Annotated in this window: 15 protein-coding genes; 2 read left to right on the top strand and 13 right to left on the bottom strand. The window is 72.4% G+C overall.

All coding sequences use genetic code 11. From position 1 onward, the window contains the following. Window positions 1-2 precede the first annotated feature (2 nt). The 6 genes from CK485_RS29455 to CK485_RS28705 all read right to left on the bottom strand — a co-directional run bounded on the left by CK485_RS29455 (window position 3) and on the right by CK485_RS28705 (window position 7,944). A complete protein-coding gene (locus CK485_RS29455) occupies window positions 3-713 on the bottom strand; it encodes a phosphopantetheine-binding protein (RefSeq protein ID WP_241968219.1) in 711 nt (236 codons plus the stop codon). A gap of 467 nt (window positions 714-1,180) precedes the next feature. Beyond that, entirely contained in the window at window positions 1,181-5,719 is a 4,539-nt protein-coding gene (locus CK485_RS29450; RefSeq protein ID WP_146214498.1) for a non-ribosomal peptide synthetase, read from the bottom strand. An 83-nt stretch (window positions 5,720-5,802) separates the two neighbouring features. Beyond that, window positions 5,803-7,098: an MFS transporter gene (locus tag CK485_RS07440; RefSeq protein WP_109448247.1), complete on the bottom strand. Its 1,296-nt coding sequence runs from the start codon at window positions 7,096-7,098 to the stop codon at window positions 5,803-5,805. Between the two features lie 52 nt (window positions 7,099-7,150). Beyond that, entirely contained in the window at window positions 7,151-7,357 is a 207-nt protein-coding gene (locus CK485_RS07435; protein ID WP_109448245.1) for an MbtH family NRPS accessory protein, read from the bottom strand. Window positions 7,358-7,466: 109 nt separating this feature from the next. Beyond that, a complete protein-coding gene (locus CK485_RS07430) occupies window positions 7,467-7,766 on the bottom strand; it encodes a hypothetical protein (RefSeq protein ID WP_109448243.1) in 300 nt (99 codons plus the stop codon). A gap of 7 nt (window positions 7,767-7,773) precedes the next feature. Then, entirely contained in the window at window positions 7,774-7,944 is a 171-nt protein-coding gene (locus CK485_RS28705) for a hypothetical protein (RefSeq protein WP_158288182.1), read from the bottom strand. A gap of 373 nt (window positions 7,945-8,317) precedes the next feature. Between CK485_RS28705 and CK485_RS07425 the strand changes: the two genes are divergently transcribed. Further along, entirely contained in the window at window positions 8,318-9,289 is a 972-nt protein-coding gene (locus CK485_RS07425; protein WP_109448241.1) for a LuxR C-terminal-related transcriptional regulator, read from the top strand. A 468-nt stretch (window positions 9,290-9,757) separates the two neighbouring features. Here the strand turns inward: CK485_RS07425 and CK485_RS07420 are convergent, their stop codons facing one another. Then, entirely contained in the window at window positions 9,758-10,969 is a 1,212-nt protein-coding gene (locus CK485_RS07420; RefSeq protein WP_109448239.1) for an MFS transporter, read from the bottom strand. Between the two features lie 200 nt (window positions 10,970-11,169). Between CK485_RS07420 and CK485_RS07415 the strand changes: the two genes are divergently transcribed. Next, window positions 11,170-12,066 (top strand): helix-turn-helix transcriptional regulator, encoded by an 897-nt coding sequence (locus CK485_RS07415; RefSeq protein WP_109448237.1) that lies wholly within the window; start codon window positions 11,170-11,172, stop codon window positions 12,064-12,066. 68 nt (window positions 12,067-12,134) lie between these two features. Here CK485_RS07415 and CK485_RS07410 read toward each other — a convergent pair whose 3' ends face one another. From CK485_RS07410 to CK485_RS07385, 6 genes are all read right to left on the bottom strand, one after another. Beyond that, entirely contained in the window at window positions 12,135-13,229 is a 1,095-nt protein-coding gene (locus tag CK485_RS07410) for a zinc-binding dehydrogenase (RefSeq protein WP_199239268.1), read from the bottom strand. Continuing rightward, complete coding sequence (locus CK485_RS07405; RefSeq protein WP_109448235.1) at window positions 13,226-14,047, bottom strand: phytanoyl-CoA dioxygenase family protein; 822 nt, start codon at window positions 14,045-14,047, stop codon at window positions 13,226-13,228. Before CK485_RS07405 ends, CK485_RS07410 begins: the two co-directional genes overlap by 4 nt. Window positions 14,048-14,091: 44 nt before the next feature. Beyond that, the gene (locus CK485_RS07400; RefSeq protein WP_109448233.1) at window positions 14,092-14,841 is read right to left on the bottom strand and encodes an SDR family NAD(P)-dependent oxidoreductase; all 750 of its coding nucleotides are present in this window, start codon (window positions 14,839-14,841) and stop codon (window positions 14,092-14,094) included. Further along, window positions 14,838-15,254, bottom strand: coding sequence for an aspartate 1-decarboxylase (gene panD / locus CK485_RS07395; RefSeq protein WP_109448231.1), 417 nt, complete (start codon window positions 15,252-15,254; stop codon window positions 14,838-14,840). Before panD ends, CK485_RS07400 begins: the two co-directional genes overlap by 4 nt. 70 nt (window positions 15,255-15,324) lie before the next feature. Beyond that, on the bottom strand, window positions 15,325-15,837 hold the full coding sequence (locus CK485_RS07390; RefSeq protein ID WP_109448229.1) for a flavin reductase family protein: 513 nt from the start codon (window positions 15,835-15,837) through the stop codon (window positions 15,325-15,327). Next, window positions 15,831-17,015, bottom strand: coding sequence for an acyl-CoA dehydrogenase family protein (locus CK485_RS07385; protein ID WP_109448227.1), 1,185 nt, complete (start codon window positions 17,013-17,015; stop codon window positions 15,831-15,833). Before CK485_RS07385 ends, CK485_RS07390 begins: the two co-directional genes overlap by 7 nt. Between the last annotated feature and the right edge of the window lie 9 nt (window positions 17,016-17,024).

Here is a 17,024-nt window from a genome sequence, read left to right as displayed (position 1 = left end):
AGTCACCGCGCGCTCCCCCGCGGTGCCTGTGCGCGCGAACGCGCCTTGCGTGCGGCCGCCCGGCGGCGCCCCGCGTCACCGGTCGCGGAGGGGCGCTGTCCCTCGTCGGCGAGGTGCCGGGCCAGGCTGCGGATCGTGGGGAACGCGAACAGGTCGACCACGGGGATCTGCCGTCCGAGCCGTTCCGTCAGCAGGGCCTGCATCCGCAGCAGCAGCAGCGAGTGCCCGCCGGCTTCGAAGAAGTTGTCCTCGGCGCCCACCTCCTCGACCGCCAGGACCTCGCTCCAGACGGCGGCGACCAGGCGTTCGGTCGCGCCGTTGAGCGGGGCCCGGGCCGGGCCGGCCCCCGTCGGGCCCGGAGGTGGCAGGGCGCGCCGGTCGGTCTTGCCGCGTTCGCCCCGCGGCAGCGCGTCCATGAGGACGATCGAGCCGGGAACCATGTACTCCGGCAGCTTCCGTTCGAGGTGCTCACGCAGCTCGGCCGCCGTGACGGCGCCGGAGCGGGCGGCGTAGCCGACCAGCACCGGCCTGCCGGGGACGTCCTCGCGCAGCAGCGCCGCCGCGTCCGTGACGCTCGGGTGCGTGCTGAGGGCGGCCTCGATCTCGCCGAGTTCGATGCGGAAACCGCGGAGCTTGACCTGGTGGTCGTCGCGGCCGAGGAACTCGAGCGTCCCGTCGGCGCGCGCCCGGACCCGGTCCCCGGTGGCGTACATGCGCTCGCCCGGCGGCCCCCAGGGGTCGGGCGGAAACGACGCCGCCGTGCGCCCGGGGTCGCCCAGGTAGCCCAGGGAGACCCCGGGGCCGGCCAGGTGGAGGTCGCCGTGGACGCCCCGCGGGACCGGCCGGAGCCGGTCGTCGAGCACGTACGCGCGGACCCCGGCCAGCGGCCTGCCGATGGGGACGGTCGTCCCGTCGTAGGTCTCGCCCGGGCCCGGTTCGTGCAGGGTGGCCGTGATGGTGGTCTCCGTCGGGCCGTACGCGTTGATCCAGCGCAGCCCGGTCGGTGCCGCCGCCCGCCATTGCGCGAGCCGCCCGGCGTCGACCCGCTCACTGCCCACCACGACGAGCCGCAGCGCGGGGCAGGAGGCCGCCGGGTACCGGTCGAACACGGCCACCCACTCGTGCCAGTACGACGCCGGAAGGTTGAGCACACTCAGCCGCTCCCGCCGGGCCAGCTCGGTCAGCTCCGCGATCCCGGGCACCGGTCCCGGCGGGAGCAGGACGACCTGGCCGCCCCGGATGAGCGTGGCGAAGAGTTCCTCCGCGGCCACGTCGAAGGCGGTGGAGGAGAACTGGAGCACCCGGTCGCCGGGGTGCAGCCCGTAGCGGTCCGCGACCGCCGACAGGGTGTGGCGAGGTTGGCCTGGCTCACGCACACCCCCTTGGGGGCGCCGGTGGTCCCTGAGGTGTACAGGACGTAGGCGGTCGCCGCCGGGGCGGTGACACAGGGAGCGGCGTCCGGGGCGGGCCCGTCCGCGCGCAGCGCCTCCTCGGCGTGGACGAGGGGAACGTCACCGCACGCGGGCCGGCCGCTCGCCGACGATCCCAGCACGAGGACGGCCCGCGAGTCGGCGAGCACCTGTTCGAGCCGGTCCTGCGGGGCGGCGACGTCGACCGGGACGTAGGCGGCCCCGGCCTTCATGACCCCGATCAGCGCGGCGGGCCAGAGCGGGCCGCGCTCCATGCGCACGACGACGGTGCTGCCCCGCCGGACGCCGCGGGCGCGCAGGTGGGCGCAGATCCGGTCGGAGTGGGCGGCCAGTTCGGCGTAGGTCAGGGACCGCCCGTCCTGGCTGACCGCGGTGCGCTCGCCCCAGCGGGCGCAGGACTCGGCCAGGAGCCGTACCAGTGTGTCCCCGGCCGCCCCGGACGCCGGGCCGGGGCTCGCCACGAGCGCCTCCAGCTCGGCCGCGCCGAGTACGGACAGCTCGTCCAGCCGTGCTTCGGGCGCGGCCAGCGCGGATTCCAGGAGTGCTGTGAGGTGGCCCGCGAACCGTTCCACGGTCGCCCGGTCGAACAGGTCGACGTCATACTCGATCGCACCGCGCAGAGCGCCCGACTCGAGCGAGGACTCCTCCCAGACCAGGGTGAGGTCGAACTTCGCCACCGGGCTGACGGACTCGTGCACCCTCAGGGAGAGCTCCGGCGCGACGACGGTGTCCCCCGGCACGTTCTGCATCGCCATCATCACCTGGAACAGCGGCGTCCAGCTGGGGTCACGAGGCGGCCGTACGGCCTCCACCACCTGTTCGAAGGGGACGTCCTGGTGCTCGAACGCGCTCAGCGCGCTCTCCCGGACGACCGCGAGGAACTCGGCGAACGTCTGCTCCTCGTCCCAACGGGAGCGCAGCACCAGCGTGTTCACGAAGAAGCCGATCATGTCCTCGAGTTCCGGACGCGGCCGGCCGGACACCGGCGTGCCGACGCTGACGTCCCGGACACCGGCGTACCGGCCCAGCAACAGCGTGAACACGGCGAGCAGGGTCATGAACCGGGTGACGCCGAAGCGTCGGCTCACCTCGCCGAGCCGGGCCGTCAGCTCGCTCGACAGCCGCACCGCGACCGTGTCGCCGACGTGCCGGGGTGACGCCGGACGGGGGCGGTCGGTGGGCAGGCCGAGGAGCGGCGGCGCGCCCGCCAGACAGTCGGTCCAGTAACCGAGGCGTCCGGCCTGGCCGGGATCGTCGAGGAGCGCGCGCTGCCAGACGGCGTAGTCGGGGTACTGCACCGGCAGCTGCGGCGGCGGTTCGGCCGTGCCGCCGAGCGCCGCCCGGTAAAGGGCCACCAGGTCGCGCAGGAGCACACCGACCGACCATCCGTCGCAGACGGCGTGATGCATCGTCACCAGCAGCACGGACCGCCGCTCGTGCAGACGCAGCAGGCGGAAGCGGACGAGCGGGCCCGCCGACAGATCGAAGGGGAGCAGGGATTCCGCTCGGGCCCGCTCGTCGGCCGCCGCGGTCCGTGCGGCCTCGGGCAGATGGCCGAGGTCCTCGGTCTCCAGCCGGACGTCATCGGCCTCGTCCACCACCTGGACGGGTTCGCCGTCCGCGGTCGCCACCAGCCGGGTGCGCAGCGAGGCGTGGCGCCGCACCAGGGCCCGCAGGGCGTGGCGCAGGGCCGTCTGATCCAGGACGCCCGTGAGCGTCATGGCCAGGGGCACGTTGTAGAGGGGACTGCCGGGGTCGAGCCGGTCGAGGAACCACAGGCGCCGCTGTGCGAAGGAGAGGGGCTGGGGTCCCGGGCCAGCGGCAACCAGGGGTTTGGCGGCGCGCACGGAACGCGCCGCCGACGCACGCCGCGCGAATGCCGACACCGAGGACGCCTGGAAGATGTCCCGGATGCCGAGCCCGGCGCCGAGCTCGTCGGCGACGCGGGTGACCGCCTGGGCCGCGAGCAGCGAGTTTCCGCCGAGCACGAAGAAGTCGTCGTGCGCGGAGATCTCCGCGACCCGCAGCAGCTCCGACCAGACCCTGGCGACCAGCTTCTCGGTCGCGCCTCGCGGCGGGACCCGGGTCCCGGACCGGACGCCGTCCCGCTCGTCCGGCTCGGGGAGCGCCCTGAGGTCCGCCTTGCCGTTCGGTGTGACCGGCAGCTCGTCGAGGGGCACGTACCAGGTCGGCACCATCGCCGCGGGAAGCCGCTCGGCGAGGAACGACCGCAGGACGCGGGGCTCCGCCCGTTCCCCGGCCGCCATGACCACGTAGGCGGCCAGGGCCCGCCGCTCGCCTTCACCCTTCACCGCTACGACCGACTCGCGCACGCCGGGACACTCGCGGAGCACGTTCGCGATCTCGTCCGGTTCGATACGGACCCCGCGGAGCTTCACCTGGGAGTCGGCGCGGCCGAGGTACTCGAGGGCGCCGTCCTCCCGCCAGCGGACGATGTCCCCGGTCCGGTACAGGCGCTCCCCGTCCCCGAACGGGCTGGGCACGAAGCGCTCGGCGGTCAGGCCGGGGCGTCCGGTGTATCCGCGGGCCAGGCCCGGACCGCCGATGTGGAGCTCACCGGGCAGCCCGATGCCGGCGTGCCCGCCGTGCGCGTCCAGCACGTACAGCTCGGTTCCGGTGATCGGCCGGCCGATGGGCAGCCGGGCGCCGACAGGCGGTCCGCCGACGTCGTGGCAGCTCGCGATGGTCGTGCCCTCGGTCGGCCCGTAGGCGTTCACGAGCCGGACGCCGGGGGCCGCGTCCCGTACCGCCCGCACCCTGCGCACGTCCGCGGCCTCACCACCGAAGAACAGTGTGCGCAGCGGCCGGAACATGGCCGGGTCCGCGTCGGCGCACTTGTGGAAAAGGGCGGTGGTGAGCAGCATCGTGGTGATTCCGTCGGCCTCGATGCGTCGGCGCAGCGCCGGGGGCGAGAGGACGTCGTCCTTGGGGACGCCCACCAGCCGCGCGCCGTTCAGCAGTGCGCCCCAGATCTCGAACGTGGCCGCGTCGAACGAGGTGTTGGCGACCTGTCCCACCACGTCGCAGGAGCCCCAGCCGAGGTAGTCCGTGCCGCACACCAGGCGCACGATCCCGCGGTGGGTGATGGCGACGCCCTTGGGGAGACCGGTCGAGCCCGAGGTGTAGAGCACACAGGCCTGCTGGTCGGGATGGGCGGACGGGAGGTGCGCCGGTCCGGTGGACCCCGCCCGCAGAGCGCCGACCGGGACCACGGGAACGTCGCCCGCGAAGCGGACGTCATGGTCGGCGATCACCAGGCACGCGCGGCTGTCCGCCACCATGTGGGCCAGCCGTGCGTCGGGATGCCCCGGGTCGAGCGGCACGTACGCGGCGCCGGCCAGCAGCACCGCCAGCATCGCGACGACCAGCGAGACCGAGGGCTCCATGGCGAGCCCGACGGCGCTCTCCGCTCGTACTCCGCGCTCCAGGAGGGCCGCCGCCATGTCCTCCGCCCTGGCCCGGAGTTCCGCATAGGTCAGGGTCTCGTCCCGGAACACCAGCGCCACGGCGTCCGGCGCGGTCCGGGACCGCTCGCGCAGCGCTTCGGGCACGCCGTCGGCGGCCGGTCGCGCCGGTTCCGTTCCCCATGCGGTGAGCAGCGCCCGCTCCTCGGCGGTCGTGTGCACGAGCCGGTGCAGGGGGGACGCGGGCGAGTCGAGGGCGGACTCCAGCAGGGCCGTGAAGTGGTCCGCGAACCGTGCTGCCGCCGCCCGGTCGAAGAGGGCGGTGTCGTAGTCGATCGTGCCGCGCAGGGTGCCGTCCGGTGACGGCTCGTCCCAGACGAGGGCGAGGTGGGGGTCATGGGCCGAGGCGGCGGACTGGTCGGAGTAGGCGCCACGCATCGCCGTCAGCAGCCGGAAAGGCGCCGTCCGGGTGGAGTCGGCGCGCTCGTGCGGGCGCTCGGCACCCTCCCGCAGGCTGTCTCGGATCCCTTCGAGGAAATCTCCGAAGGTCCGCCTGTCCTCCCCGTGGGCGCGCAGTACCAGCGGGCCGTGCGGCTGGGGCCCGACCAGCACACCGACGCGGGCCTCGGCCCCTCCCGCGCAACGGCCGGCCAGCAGGAGCGTCACCGCCGTCAGGGTGGTGAACCGGTCGGTGTCGTGGAGGTGGGCGACCCGGGCCAGACGCCGTGCGATCCCGGCGCCGAGTGTGATGCGCACCGAGTCGCGCGGTTCACGGCGCGTCGAGGACCGCGGGCGGTCGATGGGGAGACCGGGCGACCAGGACGCTTCGCCGGGCCGGTACCGCTCGTGTGCGATGTCCGCCACGTCGGACTTCTCCTTCACAGGACATGGCTCACCGGGGAACGGAGCCGGGACGGTCGGATCCGGCACGCTCACCGGACGGGTTCTCAGGAGGAGCTGACCGGGGTCGGCTGCACCGGCTCGTTCACCTGCTCGGGCAGGTGCCGCATCGCGCGCACCGGGGACAGGAGTACGACCAGGGCGGGCACGAACAGCCCGACCGCGGAGATGACGACCGTCTCGCGCAGGCCCCAGGCACTGGCCAGGGCACCGCCCATCAGGGAGCCCAGTGACAGGGTTCCCCACGAGAGCGAGCGCACGGTCGCGTTCACCCTGCCCTGCAGCGGCTCGGGGGTGATCGACTGACGGAAGCTGATCACGGTCACGTCCCACACCGGAATGCCGAAGAATCCGATGAAGGTGGCGACTGCGGCCAGCGCGGCGGAACCGAGGGAGTCCCCGTCCACTGTGGCGAGCAGGAGAAAGCCGACGCCGGGCAGAGCCACGGCGGCCACCAGGGTCGGGCCGATACCCAGCCGGGCGTTCAGCCGCCCGGACAGCAGGGCGCCGACGAGCCCGCCGATGCTGCCGGCAGCCACGATCAGGCCCACCGCCGTCGAAGCGAGCCCCACCTCACGGACCAGGTAGAGGAAGTAGACCGCCATGACGGAGCTGAAGAACAGGCTGAGGAAGAAGACCGCGACGGTGCACCAGCGGAGCAGGGGGCTGCGGCCGACGACGGCGAATCCCTCGCGGAGCGAGGCCCGGATCGACTGCTTGCCCTCGGGCCTCTCCTCGGCCTGGGGCGCGGTGTCCGCGGGCAGTCTGATCAGGGCGACGGCCGAGATCAGATAGCTGAGGGCGTCGATGGCGATCACCAAGGGGGCGCTCATCAGGCCGATCAGCCCGCCGGCGATGCCCGGGCCGGCGACCTCGGCGGTCGAGGCGGAGGCCTGCAGTTTGCCGTTGGCCTCCATCAGCCGCTCGTAACCGACCAGCCCTGGGAGGTAGGACATGTAGGCGATCTCGAAGAAGACGGTCATGACGCCCACGAGGAAGGTCACGGCAAGGAGTTGGGGGACCGTCAGCACGCCGAACGAGTAGGCCACGGGGATCCAGGCAAGGGCGGCGAACCTGATCGCGTTCGCCGTGATCAGGATGGGTCGCCTGGCCCGTCGGTCCACCAGGATGCCGACGAAGAGTCCGAACAACAGGAAGGGGAGCGTCTCCAGGGCGCTCAGCAGGCCGGCCTCCATCGCCGACGCGTGCAGGACGGCGACCGCGGTCAGAGGCAGTGCCACATAGGTGATCTGTGTTCCCAGGAAAGAGATCGACTGGCTCGACCAGAACACGGCGAACGACCTGTTCTGGAAGAGGGAACCGGGCCGGTGTGGTGCCTCCACGGCATACCTCTGGTTTTCGGCGGGAGTGGGAGGGGGAAGGGCGGCGTGGCCGTCACTCGACGGCAAGGCGAAGGCTCAACGGCCTCATGTCCGTCCAGTGCGCCTCGACATAGGCCAGGCATGCCGACCGGTCCGCCGGCCCGTGTACGACGGTCCATCCGGCGGGCACGGCACAGTGGTCCGGCCAGAGCGAGTGCTGCTCTTCGCCGTTCACCACCACGACCAGGCGGCTACTGGGGTCGTCCAACGCGTTCACCATCGGTTCACTCCTTCGCTTCGAAGGCTTGGTGCGGACTGCTGTCCGGCGACAACGGTCGAGTGGAACAAGGCGGCCGCGGCGGCGTACCGGAAAGCGGTCGGTGGCGTGGCTACACCGGTACGTCAGGCGGCAGGTAGCGGTGCTGCATCAGCGGTGAGGCCGCATGGCAGCGGTGCAGCAGGGCGCTGATACGACATGTCGCGCTACGGAAACCGGGCGCGGCGGGATCGAGGGTGAGCAGGTACATCAGCAGGTGGACACGGTCTGTCTCGGCACGGCCGGAGGCGTGTTCCAAACCGTCCTCGAGTGTCGTGTGGGCCCACAGGGCGCCCAGCACCTCGGACACCTCGCTCGTCGGGTCGACGAAGACCTGGTTGCGACGGTTCAGGCTGGTGTAGACGATGTCCATGCGGCGGTCAGCCGCCCCAGGTGCCGGTGTCCGGGGACGCCATCTGGACGGCAGAGGCCGGGGCGGCGCCCGCCGTGGTGGAGGGAGCGGCCGCAACCGCGGCGGGGGTGAGGAGCACGGTGATGCCGAGCATGAAGGCGGCGACCGCGGTGGCCTTGGCTATACAGGTGCGGATCATGGTGACCGTTCCTTTCTGAATCACATGGCGAGGTGTCCTGTTCCGGACCCACGTCCCGCGGTTGACGCTTCGCCCGGTCGCCGTTCGGGTTGTCCCTGCCGGCGATGAACAGCTTCATCGCAAGCCGAAACCGTTGGAAGGCTTTCCGGGGGTCCTGAACAGGGCTTATCCGGTTCAGGACATGAGGCCGTGTCCATCGGGGGAAATTTCGGTCTCGTCATGGTGTGGCGCCCTGAACGCCCCGCACATGTCCGTCTGCCGGCCTGCGGCATGTGTGGCTCAAACAAGCCTGAATGCTGGTGCCGAGAGTTAGAGTTGTCAGGCTCGATGTGCGGCCGGGGAGCGGCGTTCAGCAGGAGGGGACCACCGGGGCATGCTGCAAGCACTTGGACTGAGCAACGACGCCGCAGACGTCTACCAGGCGATGCTCGACCACCCTGACTACGTTGTCGATCAAATCGCTGACGTATGCGGTCTGACGTCAACGCAGGTCCACGACTGCCTCGACGAACTCGGCCAGTTGATGCTGGTCCGCGCGTCCAGCGAGCACCCCGGACAGATGCGGGCCGTCGACCCCGACATCGGCCTGGCTGACATCGTTGCCCGCCAGGAAGCCGAACTCGCGGCCCGGCAGGCCCAACTGGCCGCATCCCGGGCGGCGGTCACCCGCATGGTCGCCGATCGCGCCCAACACCGCTCGGCCCACGGCGAGCGCCTGCTCGGCATGGACGCCATCCACAACCGGCTGGAACGCCTGTGCCGCACCGCCCACACGGAGATCATCGGCGTCCAGCCCGGCATCCAGCGCCCCGAAGACCTCAACGCCGGACGTGACCACGACCTCGCCGCCCTCGGCCGTGGTGTCATCCTGCGCTCCCTGTACCAGGAACACGCCCGTCGGCACACCCATATCGCGGACTACGCCCACACGCTGCTCAGCCACGGCGGAGAAGTCCGCACCGCCCCCACCACCCCCCAACGCATGGTCATCGTCGACCGCACCCACGCCCTGGTGCCGACCGACCCCGCCGACAACCGCAGAGGCGCACTGCACGTCACCGAGCCCGGTATCGTCACCGCCCTGCTCGAACTCTTCGAGCAGGCCTGGAACACAGCCGTACCTCTCGGGACCACCCGCCCCGACGACCCTCAAGCCGGCCTCACCGACCACGAACGCGAACTCCTGCGCCTGCTCGGCACCGGCCTCACCGACGAAGCGGCCGGACAGCGCCTCGGCCTCACCGATCGCACCATCCGGCGGCAGGTCGCCTCGATCATGGAACGCCTCAGTGCCTCAAGCCGCTTCGAAGCAGGCATCAAAGCCGCACAACGCGGCTGGCTCTGACGGAACCGACAGACCCCCACACGGCCGATGGCGCCCTCACCGAACGAAACGGCGTCGAGGCTCCAGGTGATCACCTCGGTTTTGCTCTGCGCCGATTTTCGGTCACCGGGACAGCCGGCCCGTCCACCGGCGAGTTGCTGATCGGCGTCGGCGCAATCCGTTCCACGGTACGGAAATCGTTCGACCGGTCGCCGCCCCGCAGCCGTGCTGCGCCGACTGCGGTGCTCGGCTCGGTGAGCACCCTGGCCGGCACGGTGCCGGGCACCGGCGGGAAGATGCGCCCCCTGAAAGGGCCGCTCCGATCAGGCTGCTCGCACCGACACCCGAATACCGACACCCGAACGATGGACGCGGTGATCAGCACGAACCCCGCCCCGCCCCGCGACCGGACGGGGGGCCGGTCGGTGGGGACGGGCGGCGGGGCCCGGCTGCCGGCGGTGCGGTACGGGGGACCGCACCGCCGGGGCTTCAGCGGTACCGCGCGCGACCGACGGCCGCCGCCGCGGTCAGGGGTACCGAAAGAACCGCGGCCAACAGGAACATGGGCCGGTAGTGGTGGGCCTGTGCGGCGCCCGAGGCCAGTTCGCTGGCGACCGCGCTGCCGACGTAGAGCGCGACGCCGAACATCGCCACGCCGGTGGCCCGGGCGGTCGGCGACAAGGCCGTCGCCCACGACTGGATGGTGGAGTGCATGAACGACCAGCCGCCACCCAGTAGCAGCGCCGTCACCACGAGGGCTTGAGGCGACTGACTGCCCGCGGCGACGAGATACGCCACCGCCATCTGCGCACCGCCTACCACGATCAGCCGTACCGGAGTCCACCGGCCCACCAGCCGCTTGACCACCTGGGCAGCCGTCATCGAGCCCACGCCGTACAACGCGGAGACCGCACCAGCCAGCGCCGTCGGTACACCGTGGGCCTCCAGCGCCGGCGCCAGGTAGGTGAGGAAGCCCAGCAGCACGGCCCCTTCCACCATGGCCACCGCCATCACTAACCACTGCCAGCGCGACGCCATCACCACCCGGAACGGCGCGAGAAGTGACGCCGCGCGCTCCCGGGGAGGCTCCTGCAACCGCCGCAACTCCACCGCGAGGTAGGCGGCCAGCACCCCGGGCAGGGCGAAGACCAGCCGCCAGCTCACCCAGTGCGCCAGAGCCCCCGCCACCACGGTGGCCACCGCAGTGCCCAGCGCGAACGCCGTCATCAGCTCGCTCAGTGGGCGTTGCCGGAGAGCGACCGGGACGACGTCGCCGACGTAGGTCAGCGAGGCGGCGATGGAGGCCGCGAAGAACGCCCCGGCCACCGCACGGGCACCGATCAACTCCGGTCCGCCGGTCGCCAGCGCCGAGCCGAACGCCGCCAGCGCCGCCCCCGCCAGCGAGATCCGCATCACCCGCACCCGGCCGACGCGGTCGCTGGCCAGCCCCCACACCGGCTGCATCAGCCCGTACGCCAGGTAGTAGCCGCTGGCCGCCAGGACCACCGTGGGCAGTGGCTCACCGAGCTGACGGCCGATCAGCACCAGCATGGGGGCGATGCAGAAGCGGTCGAAGTTGCTGACGAATCCGGCGGCCCGCAGCAACCACAGGGCCCGCCCCGGCAGCACGTCACCCCCGGCCCGGGCTGGAGTGGGTGCCGGTGGCCTGACCGGCACGGGGTCCGGGGTGGTGGCGGTCATGAGAGCACTCCTTCCTGCTGCCGTCCGACAGCTCCAGCGGGTGCCTCCAGCTCACCACCGGCCGGCCGTGGCCGGATCCGTCAGCCGATTACCATCACTGACAGCCTGTCCGGCGTCCGCGCCGCCGACGGCGGGCTTGGCTGTAGGGGCACGGGACGCACGCTCGCCTGAGCGGCGGTGAGGGCTGGGGGACGGGGCGGATGGGACGGCCGTACGAAGCAGGGACCGGGGAGCCGTCCGGCGGACGCACACCCCGCCAGGAGCTGGGCGCCTTCCTGCGTTCCCGCCGGGAACGACTGTCGCCCAGTCAGCTCGGCCTGCCCGGCTCGTCCCGCCGCCGCACCCCGGGTCTGCGGCGCGGGGAGGTCGCAGAGCTCGCGGGCATCAGCGCCTCCTGGTACGCGTGGCTGGAACAGGGCAGGGTGCGCACCTCGGAACAGGTGCTGCGGGCGGTGGCCCGCGCCTTGCGGCTGGACGCGGCCGAGACCGCTCACGTGCTGGCCTTCGTCGAGGAGGCGCCGCCCGCCGTACGGACGCCCACCTGGGTCTCGCGCAACCTGCTGACCCTGGTGCGCACCCTGGATCCGAATCCGGCCGTGGTGCTCGACCCGCACTGGGACCTGCTGGCCTGGAACTGCGGCTACGCGGCGCTGCTGACCGACCCCGGCAGACTGCCCGCCAAGCGGCGCAACCTCCTGTGGCTGGTCTTCCGCTGGACGCCCGCCCGGAGCCTGCTGGCCGACTGGGAGGGCGAGGCGCGGGCGCTGCTGGGGCAGTTCCGGGCGCAGGCGGCTCGCCATCCGGACGACGGGCGGTACGCGGAGATCGTCACCGAACTGCTGGCGGACCCGGACGCGGCGCGCTGGTACGACCGCCGGGAGACCACCGGGTTCCAGCCCGCGGTCCGCCACTTCCGCCACCAGGAGGCCGGCGACCTGCGGCTGCGCTACGTCAAGCTGGCCGCCGTCGACGAACCCGCGCACCACCTGCTGGCCTACCTCCCCGACGACCACTCGTCCGAGCGCGCGCTGCGCGACCTGACCGCGACCGGGCGGGGCGCGGGGAACGCGGGCACGCCGAAGACCGGCACGGGGTGAGGGCCCGCGCCGGCCTTCGGTGTTCCCGCGGAGCATCCGTCCCCGGGGCGCTCCTGCCGGCCAAGGGGTCAGCCGGTGAACACCGCCTTCATGACCCCGCCGGAGCGGACCGCGTCCAGCGCCTCGGCGTGACGCTCCAGCGGGAACGCGGTCACGAGCCGGGCCAGGTCGAAGCGGGCGGCGAGGGTGGGTAGCATCCGGACGTACTCGACCAGATGGGCCCCGGTGAACGCCCACGAGCCGATGACGTCGAGCTGCCGGTACACGATCTGATGGGGGTTGACCAAGGTGTCCCCGGCGTCCGTGTACTGGCCGATGACCAGGTAGGAACCACCGCGTCGGGCCAGGGTGAGGCCCTGCGCCACCGCGGCGGGGGCCCCGGCGCACTCGATCACCAGGTCCGCCCCGCCGCCGGTCAGCGAGCGCACCTGTTCCAGCACCGCGTCCGGATCGTCGGCACCCGCGACATCCAGGTGAACGTCGCCGATCCCCGCCGCGGCGGCCAGCTCCAACCGCTCGGCGGGCCCGCCCACCACGATGACGCGTGCGGCGCCGGCGAGCTGGGCGAACGCCGCGGCGGCCAGCCCGACCGGACCGCTGCCCTGCACCACGACCGTCTCGCCCACACGTACCGGACGCCGCTCGTACAGCGCGTGCACCACGGTCGGCCCCGCGCAGGCCAGGGCCATGGCCGCAAGCGGCTCGACGCCCGGTGCCGACCTCACCACGGTGGTGCCCGGCTGGAGCACGATGGTGTCCGCCCAGGAGCCGGAGAGCGCCTCCCCGTCACCGACCGCGCGGTTGACCCCGTACGTACGGCGGTTCTCGCACAGTGTGGGCTCACGGTGCCGGCGGCACGGCGGGCAGGTTCCGCAGGCGATGGAGGAGGCCCACATCACGGGATCACCAGGAGCCAGTTCGGCGCCGAGCGCGTCGCGCACGGTGCCCGGTCCCAGTTCCCGCACCGTCCCATAGCCCTCGTGACCGAGCACCAGCGGCAGTGGGATCGGCAGGTGGCCCTGCTGCAGGTGCAGGTCGGTGCCGCACACGCCGCCGTAGCAGTCGGCGACGACCATCCCGCCCGCGGGAGCCGACGGCACCGCGAACGTGCGCAGGGCGAGCGGCGCGCCGAACTCCTCCAGCACCACGGCACGCCCGGTCACGAGGACACCCCCGCCAGGGCGCCGGACAGCGCGCCCTCCACCGGCACCAGTGGCTCGCTGTCCCGGCAGACCACGTACTCCGGTCGCGGTTCGCCGGGCGCCTGCGGCAGGTTGGCGCAGTCGTTGTAGGTGGCGATCAGCAGCCGGCGCGGGAACGGCGACATGTTGGGCGCGGAGCCGTGCACGATCTCGGGAGAGAACAACACCACGGATCCCGCGGGCCCCTTGGGGCTGACCATGCCGCAACGGTCCGCGTGCAAGGCCAGTTGGCCGGCCGTCAGCGAGATGTCGTCGGGGTCGAGGTGCTGTTCGGAGCGGGCGTCGGCGGAGCGGTCCCGGCGTACCAGCCCGTCGCGGTGTGAGCCGGGCAGGAAGATGACCGGGCCGTTGAACTCGGTGACGGCGTCGAGGTAAACGCCGATGTTGACCTGGCGGGGAGCGGGCAGCCCGTCGGCGATACGCCAGGCCAGGAAGTCCTGGTGCCACGCCCACTTCTCGCCGCCGAAGGCCGGCTTGGCATTGATCTTGAACTGGTAGACGTACACGTCGTCCGTGAGCAGCTGCCGCACCGGTGTCAGCACCCGTGAATCCCGGATCAGCGCCGCGAACTCCGGCCGGCGGTGATGGGACGCGTAGACGGCGCGCACCCGCGAGCCGTCCTCCTCGGCCACCAGGTGCGGTCCCGGCACCTCGCAGTCACGCCGGAAGGCGTCGCGCAGCAGTTCCACCTCCTTGGTGTCGAGCAGCGAGTCCAGCATCAGGAAGCCGTTCTCGTGGTACTCGTCGATCTGTCGTTGTGTCAGGTGGGTCAAAGACATGTGGTGCGGTCCTCCGTAGTGGCGGGGCGTCCCGGGCAGGGGGTTCACCCCATGAAATGTCCTCCGTCGACCACCAGGTGCTGGCCGGTGACGTAGGCGCTGGCCTCGCCGACGAGGAACTCCAGGGCGTCGGCGATCTCGCGCGGTGATCCGGTGCGGCGCTGCGGCACGGTCGCCAGCACCGCCGCCCGTCGTTGCGGATCGTCGAGCCGATAGCGCTCGACGACCTCCGGTGTGTCGGTGAACCCCGGCAGCAGGGCGTTGACCCGCACGTGCGGCGCCAGTTCCAGCGCCATGCACCGGGTCAGTTGGAGCAGGCCCGCCTTGGCGGAGCAGTAGTTGGCCCCGTCGGCGCGCGGCCGGATCGCCGTGGTCGCACCGATGTTGACGATGCTGCCGCGCCCGGCCTCCACCATCGCCGGGGCCAGGGCGCGGCTGAGGTGGAACGGTCCGGACAGGTTCGTGTCGAGCACCTCCCGCCACTGGTCCTCGCCCATGGTGAGGAACGGCCCGTCGCGGTTGACGCCCGCGTTGTTGACCAGCACGGCCGGAGCGCCGTACCGGTCGAGGACGTGGGCGCAGACCGCCCGCACCTGCGCGGGCACGGCCACGTCCACGCGCAGCGCGCTGATCGCGCCGCCGCCCGTTCGTTCGGCCTGCCGTGCGGCGGCCTCGTCACCTCGGTAGAGCGCCACCACCCGGTGCCCGAGTCTGGCGAGCCTCAGGCTCAACTCCAGTCCGATGCCCCGGGTGCCGCCGCTGACCACGGCGGCCGGGGCGGCGGCAGTGGTCATCCGGCGACCAGGTCGCCGCGCTTGAGGCCGGAGCCCTCCGGTACGTCCGCCGGGTCGCCGCCTCGCTGGAGCACCGCGTTGTCGGCGTCCACGAACACCACGCTGGGAGCGAAAGCGCGGGCCTGCGCGTCCGGCATGTCGGCGTACGCGATGATGATGACCCGGTCACCGGGGCTGATCAGGCGCGCGGCGGCGCCGTTGATGCCGATGACACCGGAGCCGGCGGGCCCCTCGATCACGTAGGTCGAAAGCCGGTTGCCGTTCTCGATGTCGACCACGTCGACCTTCTCACCCGGCAGCAGGTCGGCGGCCGCCATCAGGTCGGAGTCGATGGTGAGGGAGCCGACGTAGTGCAGGTCGGCCTGGGTGACGGTGGCACGGTGGATCTTCGACTTCATCATGGTGCGGTTCATCGCGGATGTCCTTCGTCGGATGCGCCGCGGTGCGCGCGGCGACTGGGATGGGATGGGTCGGGCAGGCGGGTCACATCGGCCAGGCGGCGAACCGCCGGCGCCCGTAGAGCAGCGGTGCGCGGTCGGAGGCGATCACCCGGGCGTCCAGCACGTCGCCGACGACGATGGTGTGATCGCCGGAGGGCAACAGGTCCGCCACCTCGCACTCGGCGATCGCGTGCGCGTCCTCGTGCAGCACCGGCAGTCCGGTGACGCCGGAACGCTCCCAGGGCACCTGGGCGAAGCGGTCGACGTCGCGGCGGGTGAACGTCTGCGCGGCCCGCTGTCCGGCGGTGTGCAGCAGGTTGACCACGAACGTGCCACGCTCGGCGATCACCGGCAGGGTGGTGCCCGTGTGGGCGGCGCAGACCAGCAGGCGTGGCGGGTCGAGCGACAGCGAGCACAACGCCGTGCAGGTGAACCCGTACGGCCGCTCCCGCGCGTCGGCGGTGGTGATCACCGCCACGCCCGCCGGGTGCGCGCCCATGAACGCGCGGAACGCCTCCTGCGCGCGTGCCGTTGTCCGGTCGACCGGGGTCACCACGCGAACGCCCTGGCGTCGAAGAGGTTGACGCCGGCAGCCGCCTTGCCCAGGTACTCCAGGCACTCCAGCGGCTTGGCGGGCATCACGTTGGCGAACGACGCCTCCCTCACGAGGCGTTCCAGCGGATGGCTGCGACTGACCGCGGCCGATCCGCACACCCTCAGCGCGTCCTGGGCGAGGGCGGGACCGGTCTCGCCGACGACGTACTTCGCCGCGTGCACCATCGCGTTCGCCTGGATGCTGCCGCGCTCGCGCTCCACCTGCTCACCGGCCTCGTGCACCAGCGCCCGGGCCGCCATCAGCCGCGCCGACATCCTTCCCAGCTCCTGCTGGAGCACCGGGGAGGCGGCGCGCCCGGGCGAGCCGCTGACGTAGCGGGCGGTCTCGTCGAACAGGGCCTCGGCGATGCCCAGGTAGGCGCCGGTGTACCCGGCGATCATCCAGTGCGGTTCGCGTACCACCTTGAACAGCGACATCCCCTCGACGCCCAGGTAGAGGCGGGAGCGCGGAACGCGCACGTCGGTCAGGGTCATCGGCGCGGTGCTCGTGCCGTACATCGCGGACAGCGTGTGCACGGCGCCGAAGGAGACACCGGGGTCGTCGGCGGCGACCACGAAGTGGGAGACGTCGGCGGTGTCCTCGGGGCCCTCGGCCGCGGCGGCCACCACGTAGTAGTCGGCCACCCCGGCGAGCGAGACGAACGACTTCTCCCCGTTGAGGACGTAGGTGTCGCCGTCCTCGTCGAGCCGGTAACGGGTGCGCATGCCGCGGAGCTTGGCGCCGCGGCCCGCCTCCGAGGTGGCCGAGGCGAACAGCTTGCGGCCCTGCACCACCTCACCCAGCATCCAGGCGCGGAAGCGGTCCGCCGCCGGTGGCAGAGGAGTGCCGTAGGAGTCGGCGAGGGCGCCGATCACGACGTGGTGCATGTTGAAGCCCAGCGCGGCGGCGCCGTTGTACGCGCCGAGGGCCGCCAGTACGCGCCAGTAGGAGCCGAAGCCCAGCCCGAGGCCCCCGGCCTCGGGCGGAGCGAGCATGCCGAGCAGTCCGCTCTCGCGCAGGATCTCGTAGGTGCGCCGGCTGTCCGCACGGCCGGCGTCGACGTCGGCCGCCAGCGGGGCGAGGGCCTGTCCTGCCTCTGCCGCCAGCTTGAGCGTGTCGTCCAGGTCTGTTGGGTTCACAGGTGTCCT

It is taken from the genome of Streptomyces sp. ICBB 8177, from assembly GCF_003144095.1.
In the GTDB taxonomy this organism is placed as follows: Bacteria; Actinomycetota; Actinomycetes; order Streptomycetales; family Streptomycetaceae; genus Streptantibioticus_D.
This window is presented reverse-complemented; position numbering and strand designations above follow the sequence as displayed.